The sequence below is a fragment of the Pseudomonas sp. HLT2-19-2 genome, assembly GCF_054898005.1.
Genome location: NZ_CM142712.1, coordinates 5,836,255 through 5,857,008, shown reverse-complemented (window position 1 = coordinate 5,857,008; position 20,754 = coordinate 5,836,255). Strand labels below are relative to the sequence as shown.

Here is a 20,754-nt window from a genome sequence, read left to right as displayed (position 1 = left end):
TGCGCATGGAATTTCTTCTCTATCTGGCGCTCGGCGCCTGTGCAGGTGTGCTGGCCGGGCTGTTCGGGGTCGGCGGCGGGATCATTATCGTTCCGGTGCTGGTATACAGTTTCACCTTGCAGGGTTTCGATGCGTCGATCCTCACGCACCTGGCGGTCGGCACGTCCCTGGCGACAATCATATTTACCTCGATCAATGCGATCCGCGAACATCACCGTCGCGGTGCCGTGCGTTGGCCGGTTTTTGCCTGGATGACCCTTGGTATTCTCATCGGTGCCGGTTTCGGCGCGTTGACGGCGGAGGCGATCTCCGGGCCAAACTTGCAGAAAATCATCGGCATATTTGCACTGATCATCGCCGTTCAGCTCGCCTTGGACTTCAAACCAAAGGCCAGCCGAACGGTGCCCGGTAAAGTCGGTCTGACCGTGGCCGGCAGTGTGATTGGCTGGGCCTCGGCGATTTTCGGGATTGGCGGCGGTTCGCTGACGGTGCCGTTCCTGACCTGGCGCAGCGTGCCGATGCAGCAAGCGGTGGCGACTTCATCCGCCTGCGGTCTGCCGATCGCCTTGTCCAGTGCATTATTTTTCATGATTCTGGGTTGGCACGATCCATTGCTGCCGGCCCATAGTCTCGGTTTTATTTATTTACCGGCGCTGCTGGGGATCGCCCTGACCAGCATGGTCTTCGCCCGCCTCGGCGCGCGACTGGCCCACAGCCTGTCGCCGAAGTTGCTGAAAAGACTGTTTGCCGCTTTGCTGTTCTGCGTGGGCGTGAGCTTTTTGCTCTGACGCGTACCGCAATCCTGGCTTAATCCTGGCGTGGCAGCGTCGCCCGGGAATTTTGGTTTCAACTCTAACAAGGAGTCGCAATGCTGCCTTACCCGCAGATCGACCCGGTGGCATTGGCCATCGGTCCGCTGAAAATCCACTGGTACGGCTTGATGTACCTGATCGGCATCGGCGGCGCCTGGCTGCTGGCGTCCCGCCGGTTGAATCGCTTCGACCCGACCTGGACCAAGGAGAAACTCTCCGACATGGTCTTCTGGATGTCGATGGGCGTTATCGTCGGCGGGCGTCTGGGCTACGTGCTGTTCTACGATCTGAATGCTTATCTGGCCAACCCGACGTTGATTTTCGAGGTCTGGAAGGGCGGCATGTCGTTCCACGGCGGCTTTATTGGCGTGATGCTGGCAGCATTGTGGTTCGGTAAAAAGAACGGCAAGTCGTTCTTCCAACTGATGGATTTCGTCGCACCGATGGTGCCGATCGGCCTGGGTGCCGGGCGCATCGGCAACTTCATCAACGCCGAGTTGTGGGGCAAGGCGACCGACGTGCCGTGGGCGATGATCTTCCCGACCGATCCGGCGCAACTGGCGCGTCACCCGTCGCAGCTGTATCAGTTCGCGCTCGAAGGCGTGGCGCTCTTCGCCATTCTCTGGTTGTTCTCGCGCAAGCCGCGGCCGACCATGGCGGTGTCCGGGATGTTCGCGCTGTTCTATGGCATTTTCCGTTTCATCGTTGAATTCGTCCGGGTGCCGGACGCGCAACTGGGCTATCTGGCCTGGAACTGGCTGACCATGGGCCAGGTACTGTGCGTACCGATGGTCGTTGGCGGGCTGTTCCTGATCTGGCTTGCATACCACCGCGCTCCGGCTACCCCGGCGAACGCTGCGCTTTAAATTCGAACACCGGGGCGACGGCCCCGGGTTCAAGGACACAGGTAACTCATGAAGCAATATCTCGAACTGGTCGCCCACGTCATCAAAAACGGCACCAAGCAGGCCAACCGCACCGGCGTGAACACCATCAGTTTCCCTGGCGCGATGCTGCGTTATGACCTGAAGGAAGGTTTTCCGGCGATCACCACGCGCAAAATGGCCTTCAAATCGGCCATCGGCGAGATGTGTGGTTTTCTGCGCGGGGTGAACAACGCAGCCGAATTCCGTGCGCTGGGCTGCAAGGTCTGGGATCAGAACGCTAACGAAAACGCTCAGTGGCTGGCCAACCCGTTCCGTCAGGGCGAAGACGACCTCGGCGAGATCTACGGCGTGCAATGGCGCAAATGGCCGGCGTACAAGCAGATCCCGGTCAGCAACAAGGCCGCCATCGAGCAGACCCTGAGCCAGGGTTATCGTCAGATTGCCGAAGGCGAAGAGGACGGTCAGGCTTACGTGGTGCTGTATAAGGCGATCGACCAGATCCGCCAGTGCGTCGACACCATCATCAAAGACCCGGGCAGCCGCCGCATCCTGTTCCACGGCTGGAACGTCGCCCAGCTCGATGAAATGGCCCTGCCGCCGTGCCACTTGCTGTATCAGTTCCACCCGAATGTCGAGACCAAAGAGATTTCTTTGACCCTTTACATCCGCTCCAACGATCTGGGCCTGGGCACGCCGTTCAACCTCACCGAAGGCGCCGCGCTGCTGAGCCTGATCGGTCGCCTGACCGGCTACACGCCGCGCTGGTTCACCTATTTCATCGGTGACGCCCACGTTTACGAAAACCACCTGGACATGCTCAACGAACAGCTCAAGCGCGAGCCGTTCCCGATGCCGAAACTGGTGATTTCCGAGCGTGTGCCGGAGTTTGCCAAAACCGGTGTGTACCAGCCGGAGTGGCTGGAGCTGATCGAGCCGGGCGATTTCTCGCTTGAGGGCTACGAGCACCACGCCCCAATGACCGCGCCGATGGCGGTCTAAAGCCCCACAGCGATCCCAATGTAGGAGCTGCCGAAGGCTGCGATCTTTTAATCTTGATCTTTGGCTGCTTTGGGATCGCCAAGATCAAAAGATCGCAGCCTTCGGCAGCTCCTACAGGGGTAAGCGGTGTTCTTAGTGGCCGTGGCTTCGGCCCACATGAGTATGCTCAACCTCCGTCGCCACAACCCCGCCGCTCACTTCAAGCCGCTGCAAAATCCCGCACTGATCAATTTCCCGCCCCTCGCCACAGCGTTGGCGCAGGTCGAGCAGTTGTACCTGTAACGCCAGCAACCCATCAATCCGCGCCTTCACGTGATAAATGTGTTCGTCGATCAGCGCGTTGACGCTTTCACACTGATCCTGCGGACTGTCGCGCAGGGCCAGCAGGCTGCGGATCTCCTCCAAGGTCATGTCGAGGGTGCGGCAGTTGCGGATGAAAGTCAGGCGTTCGGCTTGGGCCTGGGTGTAGACGCGGTAGTTGCCGTCGCTGCGGGCCGGTTCCGGCAGCAGGTTTTCGCGCTCGTAGTAGCGGATAGTTTCCACGGCGCAGTCGGTGAGTTTGGCCAGTTCTCCGATCTTCATGACGGCAATCTCCAAAAGGGTGCTTGACCCTATAGTGGCTATAGGGTCTTTACTTGGCAACAGGCACCTTTCTGGACGCGACCCAATGAGCGATTCCCTTCACACGCACAAACCCGAGGCTGAGCACGATCACAGCCACACGCTGCAGCCTGTGCCCCAGCATGACCATGGCGGTCACGGGGATTCCTGCTGTTCCTCGAAAGCAGCGGCACCGTTGCTGATCAAGTTGAGTGAATCGCCGACCGCCGGCACGCGGTTGAGCAGTTTCCGCATCGACGCCATGGATTGCCCGACCGAACAAACGCTGATCCAGAACAAACTTGGCAAACTCGTGGGCGTGCAGCAACTGGAATTCAACCTGATCAATCGCGTATTGGGCGTCACCCATGACCTGCCGAGCACTGCGCCGATCATCGACGCGATCAAATCCCTGGGCATGCAGGCTGAGCCGCTGGAGCAGGGCGTTGAAGCGCCAGCCCCAGCCCCCGAGAAAAAGTCTTGGTGGCCCTTGGCGCTGGCCGGTGTTGGCGCACTGGCCGCCGAAGTTATCCACTTCACTAACGCCGCACCGAATTGGGTGGTGGCGATCATCGCGCTGATTTCGATCCTCAGTGGCGGCCTCACCACTTATAAGAAAGGCTGGATCGCGCTCAAGAACCTCAACCTGAACATCAACGCGTTGATGAGCATCGCGGTGACGGGTGCAATCCTGATCGGCCAGTGGCCGGAAGCGGCGATGGTGATGTTCCTGTTCACCGTGGCCGAGTTGATCGAAGCCAAGTCCCTGGACCGTGCGCGCAACGCCATCGGCGGGTTGATGCAGATGACCCCGGAGCGGGCCACGGTGCAGCAAGCCGATGGAAGTTGGATCGAGCGGGACGTCAAAACCATCGTACTGGGCGCGCGAGTGCGGGTGCGTCCCGGTGAGCGGATTGGTCTGGACGGTGAAGTGGTTTCGGGCAGTTCGACCATCGATCAGGCACCGATCACCGGTGAAAGCCTGCCGGTTGAGAAAACAGTCGGCGACAAGGTCTTCGCCGGCACCATCAACCAGGCCGGCTCCTTGGAATATGCCGTGACCGCGGCGGCCAATAATTCGACTCTGGCGCGAATCATCCACGCCGTGGAACAGGCTCAGGGCGCGCGGGCGCCGACCCAGCGTTTCGTTGACAGCTTCTCGAAAATCTACACACCGGCGGTGTTCATCCTGGCCCTCGCCGTTGCAGTGATTCCGCCACTGTTCATGGGCGCTGTATGGTTCGACTGGATCTACCGGGCGTTGGTGTTACTGGTGGTCGCCTGCCCATGCGCTTTAGTGATTTCCACCCCGGTGACCATCGTCAGCGGCCTTGCGGCGGCGGCGCGCAAAGGCATTCTGGTGAAGGGCGGCGTTTATCTGGAGGGTGGTTACAAACTCGATTACCTGGCGTTGGACAAGACCGGCACCCTCACTCACGGCAAACCGGTGCAGACCGATTACTTGTCCCTCGATCCGACCGTCGAAGAAATGGCTCCCGCGATTGCGGCGGCGTTGGCTGGTCGCTCGGATCACCCAGTGTCATTGGCCATCGCCAATGCGGCTGTGGATAAACAATTCCCGCCGCTCGTTGTGGATAACTTCGAGGCGCTGGCCGGTCGCGGTGTGCGCGGTGACATCAACGGTCAGACATACCACTTGGGTAATCACCGTTTGGTGGAAGAACTGAACCTGTGCTCGCCAGCGCTGGAAGAGAAGCTGTTTGCCCTGGAGAAACAGGGCAAGTCCGTGGTGCTGCTGCTCGACAAATCCGGCCCGCTGGCACTGTTCGCCGTGGCCGATACGGTCAAAGAGTCCAGCCGCGAGGCGATCCAGCAACTGCACGATCTGGGCATCAAAACCCTGATGCTCACCGGCGACAACGTCCACACCGCTCAGGCGATTGCCGCGCAAGTTGGCATCGACGAGGCCAAGGGCGATCTGTTGCCGACCGACAAGCTGCAAGCCATCGAAGCCCTTTATGCACAGGGCCATAACGTTGGCATGGTCGGCGATGGCATCAACGACGCACCGGCGCTGGCGCGGGCCGAAATCGGTTTTGCCATGGCGGCTGCGGGTACGGATACCGCCATCGAGACCGCCGATGTCGCCCTGATGGACGACGATCTGCGCAAAATCCCGACCTTTATCCGGCTGTCACGGCAGACTTCCCGCATCCTCAAACAAAACATTGCCTTGGCATTGGTCATCAAAGCGATCTTTCTTGGGGTAACCTTCGCTGGGATCGCCACCATGTGGATGGCGGTGTTCGCCGACATGGGCGTGAGCCTGTTGGTGGTGTTTAACGGTTTGCGCCTGTTGCGCAAATAGACGATGAGGGACGGGTGTGCTGAGTGCCGAGCTGAAGGCGTTTTACATGGTGGCCCGCTTGGGCAGTATTACCCTGGCGGCGAAAAAACTCGGCCTGAGCCAACCCACGGTGACGACCCAGATTCGGCATCTGGAGAGTCAGTACTCGGTTGAGTTGTTCTACCGTGGCGGCCGTCGCCTCAGCGTCAGCGATGAAGGCGCGCGGTTGCTGCCGATGGTCAAGGCGCTGTTGCAGCAGGAAGCCGACATCGAGTTTTTCCTGCGTAACAGCGGTCAGGTCCAGGGCACGTTGCGCATTGCGGCCACGGCGCCTTATTACATCCTCGATCTGGTGAAGACTTTTCGCGAGCGCTTGCCGCACGTAGAGGTGTCGGTAGAAATCGGCAACTCACAGCAAGTGCTGGAGGCGCTTGAAGAGTACCGTGTGGACATCGCGGCGTCGTCGCAGTTGCTCGACGATGCGCGGCTGATCCGCCGCGTGCTCGGCAGTGATCCGCTGGTGCTGGCGGTGCATCGCAATCATCCGTTGGCGGTCCACGACCCTGTACCGCTCAGTGCGTTGGCCGGGCATACCTTGCTGATGCGTGAGTCGGGCTCGACCACTCGGCGTTTGACCGAAGAATTGTTGGCCAGCGCCGGGGTAAGTTTCGGGCCGCTGCTGGAGATTGGCAGCCGTGAGTCGATCCGTGAGGCGGTGCTGCGCAACATCGGCATCAGCATCATTGCCCGGCAGGAAGTGCCGCACGATCCGCAATTGCGCGTGCTGACCATCGAGAATGCGCCGCAGATTCCGGAGTATTTGTACTGCCTCAAGGAACGAAAAGGCGCGCGGCTGCCGGCGGCGTTTCTGGGGTTGGCGCAGGAAATGGCCCCGGCATAGATCCCTGTGGCGAGGGAGCTTGCTCCCGTTGGACTGCGCAGCAGTCCTTTTTTTTGGGGCCGCTTCGCAACCCAGCGGGAGCAAGCTCCCTCGCCACGGGTTATTCATTGCTCGTTCTATCCAACCAAAATCCTTGAATACCACTATCAGCCGTTTTTGCCTCACTGCCACATGACGGACGCATTACAAATCTAGGATGGCCTTCATCTGCTTGATGAGGCCTGTCCATGAACCACTCGATCGCAACTGCCCTGACCAACCCCGGCGCCCCGATGAAAGTGCGCGGCGTGCAGAAACGCTTCGGCGCGTTCACCGCGCTGGATAACGTTTCCCTCGACGTGGCGGCCGGTGAACTGGTGTGTTTGCTCGGACCGTCGGGCTGCGGCAAAACCACCTTATTGCGCTGCATCGCCGGTCTGGAGAAGCAAGACAGCGGCGAGTTGTACCTCGGTGATCGCGACGTTTCCCACCTGGCGCCCCAGGCTCGGGACTACGGCATTCTGTTTCAGTCCTACGCGCTGTTCCCCAATCTCACTGTCGAAGCGAACATCGCCTACGGCCTCGCTGGCAGTGGTCGCGAAGAAGTGCGCCAGCGCGTCGGTCAGATGCTGGAACTGGTCGGCCTGATCGGCAGTGAGAAAAAATACCCTGGCCAATTGTCTGGCGGCCAACAGCAGCGTGTCGCGCTGGCTCGGGCATTGGCGCCGGCACCTTCGTTGCTGCTGCTCGACGAGCCGATGTCGGCCCTCGACGCCCGGGTCCGCGAGCATCTGTGCACCGAACTGCGCCAACTGCAGCGCAACCTTGGCGTCACCACCCTGATGGTCACGCACAATCAGGACGAAGCCATGCTGATGGCCGACCGCATCGCCGTGATGAACAATGGCAAGGTTGAGCAGTACGCCACGCCGCAGGAAATCTACGACCGTCCGGCGACACCGTTTGTGGCGGAGTTCGTCGGCCAAGGCAATTGGCTGCCGTTCCGCCGCAGCAGCGACAGCCACGCTCAGGTCGGCGGGATGAGCATGCGACTGGCGGATGGCAGCGCTAAAACGACGTCGGGCCGCCTGTTCTGTCGCCCCGAAGCGATCAACGTCAACCCGCCCGTGCACGAAGAAAATCTGTTCCCGGCCAAGGTTCGCGAGATCACCTTCCTCGGCAACCGCTGCCGCATGAGCTTCGAACTCGATCAACTGCCAGGCCATGCATTGCTGGCGGAACTCGCGCCGGAAGCCATGCCGCGTCTCGGCGCGCAGCAGATCATGGTCGCCTTGCCACCGCGCAGCCTGCAGGTGTTTGCCTGATGAGCGCGAACATCGCGCTGCCGATACCGCACAAGCAGGTTCGGCAGACCTCCCGTGCCGAGATCGGCGACCGGGTGTTCGTGGTCGGTGGCAAAGTCCTGTTGCTGGTGCTGCTCGGCGTCGCGGTGTTGATGCCGTTGCTGGCGATCTTCTGGCGGGGTTTCAGTTCCGAAGCCGGGCAGGGTGGTGGCCTGGTCGCTGCACGAGAACTGATCACCAGTGCGAACTTCCACTGGCTGCTCGGCAATAGCCTGAAAGTTTCCCTCAGCGTTGCGGCCATTGTCGTTCCGCTGGCTTACCTGTTTGCCTACGCGCTGCAACGCACCTTGATTCCGGGCAAAGGCATCTGGCGTGGGATGTCACTGTTGCCACTGATGGCGCCGTCGATGTTGCCGGGTATAGCGCTGGTTTATCTGTTCGGCAATCAGGGCATGTTGCGCGGTTTGCTCTCGGACAATATCTACGGCTTCTGGGGCATTGTTCTGGGCGAGGTCATCTACACCTTCCCACACGCTTTGATGATTCTGCTGTCGGCGTTGTCCCTGGCGGATGCGCGACTCTTCGATGCGGCCTCCAGCATGGGCGCCAGTCCGGCGAAAGCTTTCCGTAGCATCACCTGGCCGGCGACGCGTCAGGCGGTGTTCGCGGCGTTCTGTCTGGTATTCACCCTGACCATCACCGACTTCGGCGTACCCGTGGTGGTCGGTGGCGATTATCAGGTACTGGCGCTGGAAGCCTACAAAGCCGTGGTCGGCCAACAACAATTCGGTCGCGGCGCGTTGATCGGAATGGTCCTGCTGCTGCCGGCGCTGTTCAGCTTCGGGGTCGACGCCTGGTTGCGTCGGCGTCATGGCGATTCCATGAGCGGCCGGGCGCAGGTGTTTCAACCTGCGCCGTCAAAACTGCGGGACGGTTGCTACCTGGCCATCGTGTTGCTGATCTGCGCGGTGTTGCTGCTGGTGTTCGGCATGGCGGTGTACTCGTCGCTGGTGAAATTCTGGCCGTACAACCTGTCGCTGTCGCTCAACCATTATCAGTTCAATGACACGGCGGGCGGTGGCTGGCTGGCCTACGGCAACAGCGTGAAGATGGCCCTGTGCACGGCGTTGATCGGCAGCGTGCTGATCTTCACCGGCGCCTACCTGATGGAAAAAACCAAGGGTCAGCGCGGGCTGAATCTGACACTGCGCATGCTCAGTTTCGTACCGATGGCGGTGCCGGGTCTGGTGCTGGGCCTGGGTTACGTCTTCTTCTTCAACCTCACCGGCAACCCGCTGCATGTGCTCTACGGCACCATGACCCTGCTGGTGGTCTGCACCATTGCGCACTATTTGACCACCGCGCAAATGACCGCCACCACCGCGCTGCGCCAACTCGATGCCGAGTTCGAAGCCGCCGCGCTATCGCTCAAGGCACCGCTGTATCGGCACTACCTGCGCGTCACCGTACCGATCTGCCTGCCGGCATTGCTGGACATCGTGCGCTACCTGTTCGTCTCGGCCATGACCACCGTCTCGGCGGCGATCTTCCTCTACAGCCCCGACACCATCCTCGCGGCAGTGGCGGTGCTGAACATGGACGACGCCGGCAACGTTGGCGGCGCGGCGGCGATGTCGACCTTGATTCTGTTCACCTCGGCGGGTGTGTCCATGCTGCTGGCCTGGGCCTCGCGCGGATTGTTGCGCCGCTCCCAGGCCTGGCGGCAGACCGCGCCTGGCAATTGATTCGCTGCTCCTAAAACCGAAAGCCCCTCAACTCAAAACAGGAAAAGATCATGTTCAAGCCCCTGGCCCTGGCCGCTGCTGTCCTCACCGCTTTCAGCCTGAACGCCTTCGCGGCGAAAACCGAGTTGACGGTGTACACCGCCCTCGAAGCCGAACAACTGAAGACCTACAAAGAAGCCTTCGAAAAGGCCAACCCGGACGTCGAGATCAAGTGGGTGCGCGATTCCACCGGCATCATCACCGCCAAGCTGCTGGCCGAAAAAGCCCGCCCGCAGGCTGACGCAGTCTGGGGCCTGGCGGCGTCGAGCCTGGCGATTCTCGATCAGCAAGGCATGCTGCAAAGCTATGCGCCGAAGGACCTGGGCAAGATCGGCGGCAACTACCGCGACGCCGCTAACCCGCCAGCCTGGGTCGGCATGGACGTCTGGGCCGCGACCATTTGCTTCAACACGGTTGAGGCCGAGAAACAGGGTTTGAGCAAACCCGTGAGCTGGCAGGACCTGACCAAGCCTGAGTACAAAGGCAAGATCGTGATGCCCAACCCGGCCTCGTCCGGCACCGGTTTCCTCGACGTCAGCGCCTGGCTGCAAACCTTCGGCGAGAAGCAGGGCTGGCAGTACATGGACGACCTGCACCAGAACATTGGCCAGTACGTTCACTCCGGTTCCAAGCCGTGCAAGCTGGCGGCGGCGGGTGAGTTTCCGATCGGCATTTCCTTTGAGTACCCGGCCGTTCAGCTGAAACGCCAAGGCGCGCCGCTGGACATCATCCTGCCGAAAGAAGGCCTGGGTTGGGAGATCGAAGCCACCGCCGTGATCAAAGGCACACCGCACGAAGAGGCGGCGAAGAAACTGGCTGACTTCTCCGCCAGCCCGGCGGCGATGGAGCTTTATAAGGAGAACTTCGCCGTGCTCGCTCAGCCAGGTATTGCCAAGCCGCAGACCGAATTGCCGGCGGATTATGAGCAGCGTTTGATCAAGAACGACTTCGCCTGGGCGTCGAAGAACCGCGATGAAATCCTCACCGAATGGCGCAAGCGCTATGACGGCAAGTCCGAGAAAGTGGCTGCCAAGTAAGATTTTCATCGGCTGACAGGGCCCCTTCGCGGGCAAGCCTCGCTCCTACAGGGATACCATTCCCCTGTAGGAGCGAGGCTTGCCCGCGAAGGCGGTTTCGAATTCAGGACATCACTTAATGACACAACACAACGACATGCTGATCGTAGGCGCTGGCATTTTAGGCCTGTCCCACGCCTACGCCGCCGCCAAACGCGGTCTCAAAGTCACGGTTTTCGAGCGCAGCGAAACGCCTTTGGGCGCCTCGGTACGCAACTTCGGCCAGGCACTGGTCACTGGCCAGCCACCGGGTCCGATGCTCGAACTGGCCAAGGCCAGCCGCGAGATCTGGGGCCAATGGGCGCAGCTCGCCGGTCTGCAACTCAAGCGCAACGGCTCGTACCTGTTTGCCCGCACCGAAGCGGAAGAACACCTGCTGGAAGCCTTCTGCGCCGGTCGCGCCGTGGAACACGGTTACCGCGTCGACCTGCTGCGCAGTGCTGCGTTACGCGACGTCTACGGCGGTCAGTTCAGCCATCATCGCGCGGCGTTGCACGGCATGGACGATCAGCAGTTGTATTCGCGCGAAGCGATTCCGGCGCTGATCGACTACCTGCGCCGCGAGCTTGGCGTCGCGTTTCACTTCTCCACGCTGGTGCGCGATATCGAGCCGGGCCGCCTGCACAGCACCGCCGGAACCTTCAGCGCCGAACAGATCATTGTCTGTTCCGGTCACGATTATCAGACGCTGCTGGCCGAGCCGATCGCCGAACTCAACCCGCAAATCTGTCGCCTGCAAATGCTTCGCGCCCGACCGCAAATCAACCTGAACCTGCAACACGCTTTGCTCACCGGTTTGAGCTGTGTGCACTACGGCGCCTTCGCCGATCTGCCGGAAGCGGCGGCGGTGCACGCGCAAATCCTGCGAGAGGAACCGCATCTGCATGAAAACGGCATTCACCTGCTGATCAGCCCGACGCCTCACGGTGAATTGATCATCGGCGACTCCCACCATTACGGCAGCGACCCGTCGCCGTTCAATGCCGAGCAGGTGGACCATTGGATGATTGAACTCGCGGAACACACCCTGGGTTGCAAGGTGCAAGTGGTGGAACGCTGGCAGGGTGTCTATGGTTCTCGGGGGCCGGGGCCGTTCTCGTTCCTGCGTCCCATGCCGGGTGTGAGCGTGGCACTGATGCACACGGGTGTCGGCATGAGCGTCGGGCCGGCGATGGCTGAATGTAACGTCGCGACGGTGTTGGGAGAGCGTTGATGGACCGCAATGAGCAAGTGATCGCCGAGGTGTTCGCGCTGTACGAGCGCTTTGGCGAGAGCGATTACATCGGCGAGCCGGTGTCGCAGATCGAGCATATGTCCCAGACGGCCGAACTGGCCATGGCTGAGGGCTTTGATGATGAAGTGGTGCTGGCGGCGTTCTTCCATGACATCGGGCATATCTGTGCAGAGAGTGCCGAGAACATGGGCGGCTTTGGCGTGGTCAGTCACGAGCGGTTGGGCGCTGATTATTTGCGCCGCGCAGGTTTCAGCGAGCGCATGGCGCGGCTGGTGGAATACCACGTTCAGGCCAAGCGTTACCTGACGCTCAAAGAGACTGGGTATTACGAGAGATTGAGCGAAGCCAGTCGCCGGACCCTGGAATATCAGGGTGGGGAGATGACCGAACCCGAGGCTGAAGCCTTCGAGCAGGATCCGTTGTGTGCGATCAGTTTGCGGATGAGGCAGTGGGATGAGTTGGCGAAGGAGATGGGGGTGCCGGTGATGGATCTTGAGGTGTTGAAGCGCAAGGCGTTTGGGCTTTTGTCCGGTGAGGTGCGGGGTGGTTCTAAAGCTCAATCACTTTCTCAGCCAACACCTCAACCTGCTCCTGCCTTTGCGCCTGATTCAACTTAGGATGAGGATTAAGCGACGACCACTGCGGATACGCCCGCGCCTTGTTCAGTGGCTCGGGCAGTTTGCCTTCGCGCCAGGTTTTGTCCTGGGGCGTGGCCACCTGAATGCTGTCCATCGCCGCATGCCCACGCGCATTGAGCGCTTGCAGCAGTTGCCGCTGACGCAATGCCAATAGCCGCAGCACGCTGTCATCGACGGTCAGCTCCCGCTGGCCTTTGATCTTGCCCAGCAAGCGGCTGCCATAACTGCGGGCGGTTTGCAGGGCACCGCCAGCGATCGCCCCGGCCAGTGCCGCTGCGCCAAGGGTCAGCCCGCCCACCAACAGGTCGACGCCGGCCCCGGCTACCGCGCCGGCAGCGATACCGCCACCGACTCGCACGCCCAGCAGTTTCAGGGTTTGCGGGTTGAACAGGTCGTCACCCCAGCGGCCATCAAGCAGCGGCAGATCACTGGCCGCCGCGTCCTGTGGGCGGAAGGCGTAGAGCTTGAGCAGCGCTTCGACGCAGCGTTGTTCCCGTTGTCGAACGGCTTTGCGCAGTTCGTTGATGGCCTGCTGTTCTTGCTCGGCTTCACTGACCACGCTGCGTCGGTAGGCGGCACAGTCGATCAATAATTCGGCAATCAGCCGCGCCGCACTCTGTTGCCGGGCCTGGCGTTGGGCTTGCTGATCGGCGATCAGGCGTTCCAGTTGTGGGCGGGCGTTTTCCAATAGCAGCGCGAGGCTTTCATAGAGCCGACGCTCGCCGTCCTCCGGCGGTGCGACACTGTCGAAACGCACCAGCGCATGCAAACCGAGGCGTGCCAACGCTTCGCGCCAATCCGGTTCGCGGTGGTTGGTGCTGCTGACGAAATTCAGTACCGGCAGCAGCGGTTTGCCGCAGCTGGCCAACACTTCCAGTTCGTCGCGGTACTTGGCCAGCACCGGTTCCCGGGCGTCGATCACGTAAAGACCAGCGTCGCAGGTCAGCAGTTGTCGCAGCACCTTGGCTTCCTGTTCGAAACGCTGCCGGGCTTCGCTGCCCTCAAGAAATCGCGCCAGACGCGCCGGGCCGTCGAGGCGTTCACCCGGCCGCTCCAGACGCTCGAGGTAATCGAGCAAAGCGATGGCGTCTTCCAGACCGGGGGTGTCGTAGAGGTCGAGCAAGGGCTCGCCGTCCACCGACAACCGCGCGCCTTCGACGTGTCGTGTGGTGCTGGGGCGATGAGACACCTCCCCGAAACCGACATCGCGGGTCAGGGTGCGCAGCAACGAGGTTTTGCCGACGTTGGTGTGGCCAACCACGGCGAGTTTCAAGGGCGGCTTCCACGGATTAGTCATGACCGGTCTCCAGCCAGTTCAACGGCGCGCAATCGGCAAACGGCAGGCCCAGCTGCTGCAGCGCCACGTGCCAGTCACCCAGCCTTTCGGCATCCAGCGCTTCGCCCGGCGGTGCTTGCAGCAACCAGACGCGGGTGGCGCTGGCGCTGCGAGCCAGTTCGGCGATCAATGCCAGACTGCCGCGGTCCGGCGAACGTCGCGGATCACAGGCGATGGCCAGACGGGCAGCAGGGAAGCGGCTCAACTGTTCGAGGAGTTTGTGCCGCGATTCGCGACTGTCGAGAATGCCGGCGTTACTCACGGTTTTCGGCAGTGGCGGCGGCCAGGAGCGTTGATCGTCCAGCTCGATGGCCACCAGCAACGCGCCATCGCTTGGCAGGTCGCTGACACCGTTTTCAACACGATGCAGTTGCTCTGGCGCAGCGTCGCTGATGCCCAGGCGTTCACTGGTAGGCATCAGCCGTTCGCGCAACTGGGCGTAACCGGGCAGGTTCAAATCCAGGTGCAATGCCGCTTGGCCGGTTTTCCAGCGCCACAGGCAAAACAGCGCCAGCAACAGCCGTGGCAAAACACCGTAGACCACCAATACGCCGACCAGCCAGGTGGCCCAGGCTTGCCGGGCGCTTTCAATGTTCAATGCGGCGTCGCCACTGGTGCGGATCATTTCCACGGTCGGAACATTGAAACCCAGCAAGGCCGGCAGGGCACCGAGGGCTTGGGTCATGATGACGAAGGTGTCGCCGCTGAGGAGGGTGGTTTCCCAGACGAAGCCGTAACGCCGGGTCGCCATCAGCATCAACAGGATCACCAGGGCGCTGAGCATCGCCAGCAGCCACAAACCGTTGACCAGTACACCGATCGCCCAGCGATTGAGTTTTTTTCGTTGCAGCAATAGCAGCAGGGCTGGGGCGAGTTGCGCGGCTTTGGCATCGCGAGCGAGTTTGTCGCTGAGCCATAACCACAAGCGTCCGAGGGTGGCGCCGTGTTCACCAGCGAAGACCAGGCCCAATGCCCAGCTCAGCAATAGAATCAGGTTCAGTCCGAGCAAACTGCCCAAGGCCCAGAACACATTGACCGGGGTTTGTCCGTCGCCCAGCGCGGCAAACGCCAGGCCGGCGCCGCTGGCGACGGCGAGAACGGCCAGCACCAACAGTGCCAGCCGCGCACCTTGCAGCCAATGTTTGAGGGCGCTGGTCAGCCCATCGCGCTCGGACAGCCACAGGGCGCGGCGTTGAATGCGTGTCGGCAGATCGCCGCCCGCGCTGCGGGCCAGTCGGTTGGCTTCCAGATCATCCAGAGGGCCGGCGTGTTCTTCACGCAGGCGCACCGTCTCGGTCAGCCAGAGGTTTTGCAGTGGAGTCAGTTCCGTCACGCGGCATCCCGTCGCTCAATTGAACGGTGAGCATAACCGCTGTGACGCTTATCGGGGTACGGGAGGCTCTGGTATCCTCGCCGGCATGACTAAATCACTCCCCCTCAGCCTGATTGCAGCCCTCGGTGAAAACCGTGTGATCGGCGTCGACAACAGCATGCCCTGGCACCTGCCGGGGGACTTCAAATACTTCAAGGCCACCACCCTCGGCAAGCCGATCATCATGGGTCGCAAGACCTGGGATTCCCTTGGTCGCCCGTTGCCGGGCCGATTGAACATCGTGGTCAGCCGTCAGGCGGATCTGCAACTGGACGGCGCGCAGGTTTATCCGTCGCTTGAAGCTGCGGTGGTTCGGGCGCAGGAATGGGCGAACGAGCAGGGCGTCGATGAGGTGATGCTGATTGGCGGGGCGCAGTTGTATGCGCAGGGGTTGGCTCAAGCTGATCGGTTGTATTTGACGCGCGTGGCGTTGAGTCCGGACGGGGATGCGTGGTTTCCGGAATTTGATTTGAAGGCGTGGAAGTTGGTGTCCAATGTTCCGAATGCGGCGGAAGGCGACAAGCCAGCGTACAACTTTGAGGTTTGGGAAAAGGCCTAAAAGCTTCGCGGGCAAGCCTCGCTCCTACAGGATTTGTGTTGATCGCAAATATTGCGTACGACACAACCCCTGTAGGAGCGAGGCTTGCCCGCGAAGAGGCCCGCTCAGACGATGACAGTCTTAGGCCTGCACCAACGCCCCATGCTCATCCGCATCCAGCAGTTCTTTATCCGTCTGCTGCATGATCTGGCTGGCGATTGCACCGGCGGTAATCGAACCACTCACGTTCAGCGCCGTACGGCCCATGTCGATCAGCGGCTCAACCGAAATCAGCAACGCCACCAGTGACACCGGCAACCCCATCGCCGGCAGCACGATCAACGCGGCAAACGTCGCGCCACCACCGACGCCGGCCACACCAGCCGAACTCAGCGTCACAATCGCCACCAACGTCGCGATCCACAGCGGGTCTAGCGGATTGATGCCCACCGTCGGCGCAACCATCACCGCCAACATCGCCGGGTACAGACCGGCACAGCCATTTTGGCCAATGGTCGCGCCGAACGACGCGGCGAAACTGGCGATGGACTGTGGAATACCCAAACGGCTGGTCTGGGCTTCGATGCTCAGCGGAATCGTCGCGGCGCTGGAGCGGCTGGTGAAGGCAAACGTCAGCACCGGCCAGATCTTGCGGAAGAAGCGCAGCGGGTTGATCCCGGCGGCCGACACCAGCAGCCCATGGACCACAAACATCAGGCCCAGCCCGATGTAGGACACCACCACGAAACTGCCGAGTTTGATGATGTCCTGCAGGTTGGAGCCGGCGACCACTTTGGTCATCAGCGCCAATACACCGTACGGGGTCAGCTTCATCACCAGACGCACCAGACGCATCACCCAGGCTTGCAGGGTGTCGATAGCGTTGATCACTTTCTGACCTTTTTCGACATCATCCTTCAGCAGTTGCAGCGCCGCGACCCCCAGGAACGCAGCAAAAATCACTACGCTGATGATCGAGGTCGGCTTGGCCCGAGCGAGGTCGGCGAAAGGGTTTTGCGGAATGAACGACAGCAGCAACTGCGGCACATTCAGGTCAGCGACCTTGCCCGCGTAGTCAGTCTGGATGGTTTGCAGGCGGGCCATTTCCTGAGTGCCTGCGACCAGACCTTCAGCGGTCAGACCAAACAGGTTGGTCAAGCCGATACCGATCAGCGCCGCAATGGCCGTGGTAAACAGCAGCGTGCCGATGGTCAGGAAGCTGATCTTGCCCAACGACGAGGCGTTGTGCAGACGGGCCACGGCACTGAGGATCGAGGCGAATACCAGCGGGATCACGATCATTTGCAGCAACTGCACGTAACCGTTGCCCACCAGATCGAACCAGCCGATCGAGGTTTTCAGTACCGGGTTGCCGGCACCGTAAACGGTGTGCAGAGCAACACCGAACACCACGCCCAGCACCAACGCGAGCAGGACTTTTTTGGCCAGGCTCCACGTGGTGTGACGGGTTTGCGCCAGGCCAAAGAGCAGGGCGAGGAACACCAGCAGATTGAGGATCAGCGGTAGATTCATTGGAACTCCGATAATGACTTGTGCCAGCAACCTTCCGGGGCAGCCGCGAACCGGCGAGCGTAACAGTTTGATATCTAATGAATTAATATCAAAAACATCTGATTACTGTCGTTTTTGGAATAAGTAGCTGTCGCTGTCAGGGATGCAGCTGACGCAATAGGGACGTGAGCGGTCGCAGGCAGACGGGCACCGTCACATTAATTTGTTAGCGTCGATATCTTTGAACCAGGGTCTTTTAATAAGGAAAGCATGCCGATGAAGCTCGTACCGAAATTTCTGGTTGCTGCACTGGGATTGAGTTTGGGCCTGAGCCTCGCCGGCCAGGTATTCGCTACGGATTTGAAACACTGGCCAGCCGATCAGGCCAAGGCGCTGGACGCGATGATTGCGGCCAACGCCAACAAAGGTAACTACGCGGTGTTCGACATGGACAACACCAGTTACCGCTACGACCTCGAAGAGTCGTTGCTGCCGTTCATGGAAAACAAGGGTCTGATCACCCGCGAGAAGCTCGACCCCTCCCTGAAACTGATGCCGTTCAAAGACACTGCCGACCACAAGGAAAGCCTGTTCAGCTACTACTATCGCCTCTGCGAACTCGACGACATGGTTTGCTACCCATGGGTCGCCCAAGTGTTTTCCGGCTTCACCCTCCAGGCACTCAAAGGCTACGTCGATGAGTTGATGGCGTCCGGTAAACCGGTGCCGGCGACTTACTACGAGGGCGACGTGGTCAAGAACCTCGACGTCAACCCGCCGAAAATTTTCACCGGCCAGAAAGAGCTCTACAACAAGTTGATGGAGAACGGCATCGAGGTCTACGTGATGACCGCCGCCTCCGAAGAATTGGTGCGGATGGTCGCCGCCGATCCGAAGTACGGCTACAACGTGAAACCGCAGAACGTGATCGGCGTGAGCTTGCTGCTCAAGGATCCCAAGTCTGGCGAACTGACCACGGCGCGCAAGCAAATCACCGCTGGCAAGTATGACGAGAAGGCTAACCTGGGCCTCGAACTGACGCCGTACCTGTGGACTCCGGCGACCTGGATGGCCGGCAAGCATGCGGCGATCCTGACCTATATCGATGAGTGGAAAAAACCGGTTCTGGTCGGCGGCGATACACCGACCAGCGATGGTTTCATGCTGTTCCACGGCGTCGACGTGGCCAAGGGTGGCATCCACTTGTGGGTCAACCGCAAAGACAAATACATGACCCAGATTAACGGAATGATGGCCAAACACGCTGCGGCCCAGGCCAAGGAAGGGTTGCCGGTGACGGCGGACAAGAACTGGGTGATCGTCAAGCCTGAAGAGATTCAGTAACCCCTTCGATGATCGTTCCCACGCTCTGCGTGGGAATGCAGCCCGTGACGCTCCGCGTCACTGGACGCGGAGCGTCCCTTGAGGCATTCCCACGCAGGAGCGTGGGAACGATCAGCCCCGCACTTGGCGGGGCATTTTTGTTACTGCGACTGACGCTTACAGCCCGTCGAGCATTGCCTTGTTACGCACAGCACCCTTGTCGGCGCTGGTCGCCAGCAGGGCGTAGGCTTTCAGTGCAGTGGTCACTTTACGTGGACGTTTTTCCACCGGCTTCCAGCCTTTCTGATCTTGCTCGGCACGGCGCCCAGCCATTTCTTCATCGCTGATCAACAGGTTGATCGAGCGGTTTGGAATGTCGATCAGCACTTTGTCGCCATCCTGCACCAGACCAATTGCGCCGCCCGCCGCCGCTTCTGGCGAAGCGTGGCCGATGGACAGGCCCGAAGTGCCGCCGGAGAAACGGCCGTCGGTGAGCAGGGCGCAATCTTTGCCCAGGCCTTTGGATTTCAGGTACGACGTCGGGTACAGCATTTCCTGCATGCCCGGGCCGCCTTTCGGGCCTTCGTAACGGATGATCACGATGTCGCCGGCCTTCACTTCGTCAGCGAGGATGCCGCGTACGGCGCTGTCCTGGCTTTCGAAGATCTTTGCGTTGCCTTCGAAGACATGGATCGACTCGTCGACGCCGGCGGTTTTCACCACGCAGCCGTCTAGCGCGATGTTGCCGTACAGAACGGCCAGGCCGCCTTCTTTCGAGTAGGCGTGTTCGACACTGCGGATGCAGCCGTTTTCACGGTCGTCGTCCAGGGTCTCCCATCGGGTCGACTGGCTGAACGCGGTTTGCGTCGGGATGCCCCCAGGGCCGGCCTTGAAGAAGTGATGCACCGCTTCGTCGCTGGTCTGGGTGATGTCCCACTTGGCGATGCCTTCGGCCAGGGTTTTGCTGTGCACGGTCGGCAGGTCAGTGTGCAGGAGGCCGCCACGGGCCAGCGAGCCAAGGATGCTGAAGATCCCGCCGGCACGGTGCACGTCTTCCATGTGGTACTTCTGGATGTTCGGCGCAACTTTGCACAGTTGCGGCACGAGACGGGAGAGACGGTCGATGTCGCGCAGGTCGAACTCGATCTCGGCTTCCTGGGCCGCGGCCAGCAAGTGCAGGATGGTGTTAGTGGAACCGCCCATGGCGATGTCCAGGGTCATAGCGTTTTCGAACGCCTTGAAGTTGGCGATGTTGCGCGGCAACACCGACTCGTCGTTCTCGCCGTAGTAGCGCTTGCACAGCTCGACGATGGTGCGGCCGGCCTGCAGGAACAGTTGTTCGCGGTCGCTGTGGGTGGCCAGGGTCGAACCGTTGCCCGGCAATGCCAGACCGAGGGCTTCGACCAGGCAGTTCATCGAGTTGGCGGTGAACATGCCGGAGCAAGAACCGCAGGTCGGGCAGGCGTTGCGCTCGTAGTCAGCGACTTTCTCGTCAGAAGCGCTGGAGTCGGCGGCGATCACCATGGCGTCGACGAGGTCGAGGCCGTGGCTGGCCAGTTTGGTCTTGCCGGCTTCCATCGGGCCACCGGAGACAAAGATCACCGGGATGTTCAGGCGCAGGGACGCCATCAACATGCCAGGGGTGATCTTGTCGCAGTTGGAGATGCAGACGATCGCATCGGCGCAATGGGCGTTGACCATGTATTCGACGGAGTCGGCGATTATCTCGCGGCTCGGCAGCGAATAGAGCATGCCGTCGTGACCCATGGCGATGCCGTCATCCACGGCAATGGTGTTGAATTCTTTCGCTACACCGCCGGCGCGCTCGATTTCGCGGGCGACCAGTTGGCCCAGGTCCTTGAGGTGGACGTGGCCCGGTACGAACTGGGTGAAGGAGTTGGCAATGGCGATGATCGGCTTTTTGAAGTCGTCATCTTTCATCCCCGTGGCACGCCACAGTGCGCGGGCGCCGGCCATGTTGCGGCCATGGGTGGATGTTTTCGAGCGGTAATCAGGCATGAAGCACTCCGGGCGGCTAATCAGGTATCAAAAGGGAAGTGAGCTTCTATTGACGTCTGGAACACTCAGAAATGGCCGTGTGTCCGGAAGTTGCCGATAACTTTGCGGGATCGCCGCGCGCTTCAGCTTGAG

Annotated in this window: 17 protein-coding genes; 12 read left to right on the top strand and 5 right to left on the bottom strand. The window is 60.8% G+C overall.

All coding sequences use genetic code 11. The features are described 5' to 3' along the window. Positions 1-5 precede the first annotated feature (5 nt). The 3 genes from ACYZTU_RS27570 (at position 6) to ACYZTU_RS27560 (ending at position 2,698) form a co-directional block, all read left to right on the top strand. Positions 6-788, top strand: coding sequence for a sulfite exporter TauE/SafE family protein (locus ACYZTU_RS27570; RefSeq protein ID WP_461966960.1), 783 nt, complete (start codon positions 6-8; stop codon positions 786-788). A gap of 80 nt (positions 789-868) precedes the next feature. Beyond that, entirely contained in the window at positions 869-1,678 is an 810-nt protein-coding gene (gene lgt, locus ACYZTU_RS27565; protein WP_461966958.1) for a prolipoprotein diacylglyceryl transferase, read from the top strand. Between the two features lie 48 nt (positions 1,679-1,726). Continuing rightward, positions 1,727-2,698, top strand: coding sequence for a thymidylate synthase (locus tag ACYZTU_RS27560; RefSeq protein WP_282381610.1), 972 nt, complete (start codon positions 1,727-1,729; stop codon positions 2,696-2,698). A gap of 132 nt (positions 2,699-2,830) precedes the next feature. Here ACYZTU_RS27560 and cadR read toward each other — a convergent pair whose 3' ends face one another. Continuing rightward, on the bottom strand, positions 2,831-3,280 hold the full coding sequence (gene cadR, locus ACYZTU_RS27555) for a Cd(II)/Pb(II)-responsive transcriptional regulator (RefSeq protein WP_461966956.1): 450 nt from the start codon (positions 3,278-3,280) through the stop codon (positions 2,831-2,833). Between the two features lie 85 nt (positions 3,281-3,365). Between cadR and ACYZTU_RS27550 the strand changes: the two genes are divergently transcribed. The 7 genes from ACYZTU_RS27550 to ACYZTU_RS27520 all read left to right on the top strand — a co-directional run bounded on the left by ACYZTU_RS27550 (position 3,366) and on the right by ACYZTU_RS27520 (position 12,501). Beyond that, a complete protein-coding gene (locus ACYZTU_RS27550) occupies positions 3,366-5,627 on the top strand; it encodes a heavy metal translocating P-type ATPase (protein WP_461966954.1) in 2,262 nt (753 codons plus the stop codon). Between the two features lie 16 nt (positions 5,628-5,643). Next, positions 5,644-6,507, top strand: a complete 864-nt coding sequence (locus ACYZTU_RS27545; protein ID WP_461966952.1) for a LysR family transcriptional regulator — start codon at positions 5,644-5,646, stop codon at positions 6,505-6,507. A gap of 227 nt (positions 6,508-6,734) precedes the next feature. Next, the gene (locus ACYZTU_RS27540) at positions 6,735-7,811 is read left to right on the top strand and encodes a putative 2-aminoethylphosphonate ABC transporter ATP-binding protein (protein WP_131061080.1); all 1,077 of its coding nucleotides are present in this window, start codon (positions 6,735-6,737) and stop codon (positions 7,809-7,811) included. Further along, a complete protein-coding gene (locus tag ACYZTU_RS27535) occupies positions 7,811-9,535 on the top strand; it encodes a putative 2-aminoethylphosphonate ABC transporter permease subunit (RefSeq protein WP_461966950.1) in 1,725 nt (574 codons plus the stop codon). The genes ACYZTU_RS27540 and ACYZTU_RS27535 overlap by 1 nt, the downstream gene beginning before the upstream one ends. A gap of 50 nt (positions 9,536-9,585) precedes the next feature. Further along, on the top strand, positions 9,586-10,611 hold the full coding sequence (locus ACYZTU_RS27530; RefSeq protein ID WP_150659029.1) for a putative 2-aminoethylphosphonate ABC transporter substrate-binding protein: 1,026 nt from the start codon (positions 9,586-9,588) through the stop codon (positions 10,609-10,611). Positions 10,612-10,729: 118 nt separating this feature from the next. Continuing rightward, positions 10,730-11,863, top strand: coding sequence for a TIGR03364 family FAD-dependent oxidoreductase (locus tag ACYZTU_RS27525; protein ID WP_461966948.1), 1,134 nt, complete (start codon positions 10,730-10,732; stop codon positions 11,861-11,863). Next, positions 11,863-12,501: a phosphonate degradation HD-domain oxygenase gene (locus tag ACYZTU_RS27520; protein ID WP_461966947.1), complete on the top strand. Its 639-nt coding sequence runs from the start codon at positions 11,863-11,865 to the stop codon at positions 12,499-12,501. The genes ACYZTU_RS27525 and ACYZTU_RS27520 overlap by 1 nt, the downstream gene beginning before the upstream one ends. Here ACYZTU_RS27520 and ACYZTU_RS27515 read toward each other — a convergent pair. Next, entirely contained in the window at positions 12,434-13,819 is a 1,386-nt protein-coding gene (locus ACYZTU_RS27515; protein ID WP_461966945.1) for a GTPase/DUF3482 domain-containing protein, read from the bottom strand. The genes ACYZTU_RS27520 and ACYZTU_RS27515 overlap by 68 nt on opposite strands. Further along, positions 13,812-15,191, bottom strand: a complete 1,380-nt coding sequence (locus ACYZTU_RS27510; protein ID WP_461966943.1) for a DUF2868 domain-containing protein — start codon at positions 15,189-15,191, stop codon at positions 13,812-13,814. The genes ACYZTU_RS27515 and ACYZTU_RS27510 overlap by 8 nt, the downstream gene beginning before the upstream one ends. An 85-nt stretch (positions 15,192-15,276) precedes the next feature. On the opposite strand from ACYZTU_RS27510, the gene ACYZTU_RS27505 reads away from it, so the two are divergent. Continuing rightward, a complete protein-coding gene (locus ACYZTU_RS27505; RefSeq protein WP_461966941.1) occupies positions 15,277-15,789 on the top strand; it encodes a dihydrofolate reductase in 513 nt (170 codons plus the stop codon). 120 nt (positions 15,790-15,909) lie between these two features. Here ACYZTU_RS27505 and ACYZTU_RS27500 read toward each other — a convergent pair whose 3' ends face one another. Beyond that, positions 15,910-17,301, bottom strand: coding sequence for an L-cystine transporter (locus ACYZTU_RS27500; protein WP_461966939.1), 1,392 nt, complete (start codon positions 17,299-17,301; stop codon positions 15,910-15,912). A gap of 255 nt (positions 17,302-17,556) precedes the next feature. Between ACYZTU_RS27500 and ACYZTU_RS27495 the strand changes: the two genes are divergently transcribed. Beyond that, positions 17,557-18,624, top strand: a complete 1,068-nt coding sequence (locus tag ACYZTU_RS27495) for an HAD family hydrolase (RefSeq protein ID WP_461966937.1) — start codon at positions 17,557-17,559, stop codon at positions 18,622-18,624. Positions 18,625-18,780: 156 nt separating this feature from the next. On the opposite strand, the gene ilvD is transcribed toward ACYZTU_RS27495, so the two are convergent. Continuing rightward, positions 18,781-20,622 carry a dihydroxy-acid dehydratase gene (ilvD, locus tag ACYZTU_RS27490; protein ID WP_282381584.1) on the bottom strand — a complete coding sequence of 614 codons (1,842 nt, stop codon included), beginning with the start codon at positions 20,620-20,622 and terminating at the stop codon, positions 18,781-18,783. Between the last annotated feature and the right edge of the window lie 132 nt (positions 20,623-20,754).

Coding starts and splice junctions, on each gene's coding strand:
- ACYZTU_RS27570 (WP_461966960.1), top strand. CDS start 6: ATGGAATTTCTTCTCTATCTGGCGCTCGGCGCCTGTGCAGGTGTGCTG.
- lgt (WP_461966958.1), top strand. CDS start 869: ATGCTGCCTTACCCGCAGATCGACCCGGTGGCATTGGCCATCGGTCCG.
- ACYZTU_RS27560 (WP_282381610.1), top strand. CDS start 1,727: ATGAAGCAATATCTCGAACTGGTCGCCCACGTCATCAAAAACGGCACC.
- cadR (WP_461966956.1), bottom strand. CDS start 3,280: ATGAAGATCGGAGAACTGGCCAAACTCACCGACTGCGCCGTGGAAACT.
- ACYZTU_RS27550 (WP_461966954.1), top strand. CDS start 3,366: ATGAGCGATTCCCTTCACACGCACAAACCCGAGGCTGAGCACGATCAC.
- ACYZTU_RS27540 (WP_131061080.1), top strand. CDS start 6,735: ATGAACCACTCGATCGCAACTGCCCTGACCAACCCCGGCGCCCCGATG.
- ACYZTU_RS27535 (WP_461966950.1), top strand. CDS start 7,811: ATGAGCGCGAACATCGCGCTGCCGATACCGCACAAGCAGGTTCGGCAG.
- ACYZTU_RS27530 (WP_150659029.1), top strand. CDS start 9,586: ATGTTCAAGCCCCTGGCCCTGGCCGCTGCTGTCCTCACCGCTTTCAGC.
- ACYZTU_RS27525 (WP_461966948.1), top strand. CDS start 10,730: ATGACACAACACAACGACATGCTGATCGTAGGCGCTGGCATTTTAGGC.
- ACYZTU_RS27520 (WP_461966947.1), top strand. CDS start 11,863: ATGGACCGCAATGAGCAAGTGATCGCCGAGGTGTTCGCGCTGTACGAG.
- ACYZTU_RS27515 (WP_461966945.1), bottom strand. CDS start 13,819: ATGACTAATCCGTGGAAGCCGCCCTTGAAACTCGCCGTGGTTGGCCAC.
- ACYZTU_RS27505 (WP_461966941.1), top strand. CDS start 15,277: ATGACTAAATCACTCCCCCTCAGCCTGATTGCAGCCCTCGGTGAAAAC.
- ACYZTU_RS27500 (WP_461966939.1), bottom strand. CDS start 17,301: ATGAATCTACCGCTGATCCTCAATCTGCTGGTGTTCCTCGCCCTGCTC.
- ACYZTU_RS27495 (WP_461966937.1), top strand. CDS start 17,557: ATGAAGCTCGTACCGAAATTTCTGGTTGCTGCACTGGGATTGAGTTTG.
- ilvD (WP_282381584.1), bottom strand. CDS start 20,622: ATGCCTGATTACCGCTCGAAAACATCCACCCATGGCCGCAACATGGCC.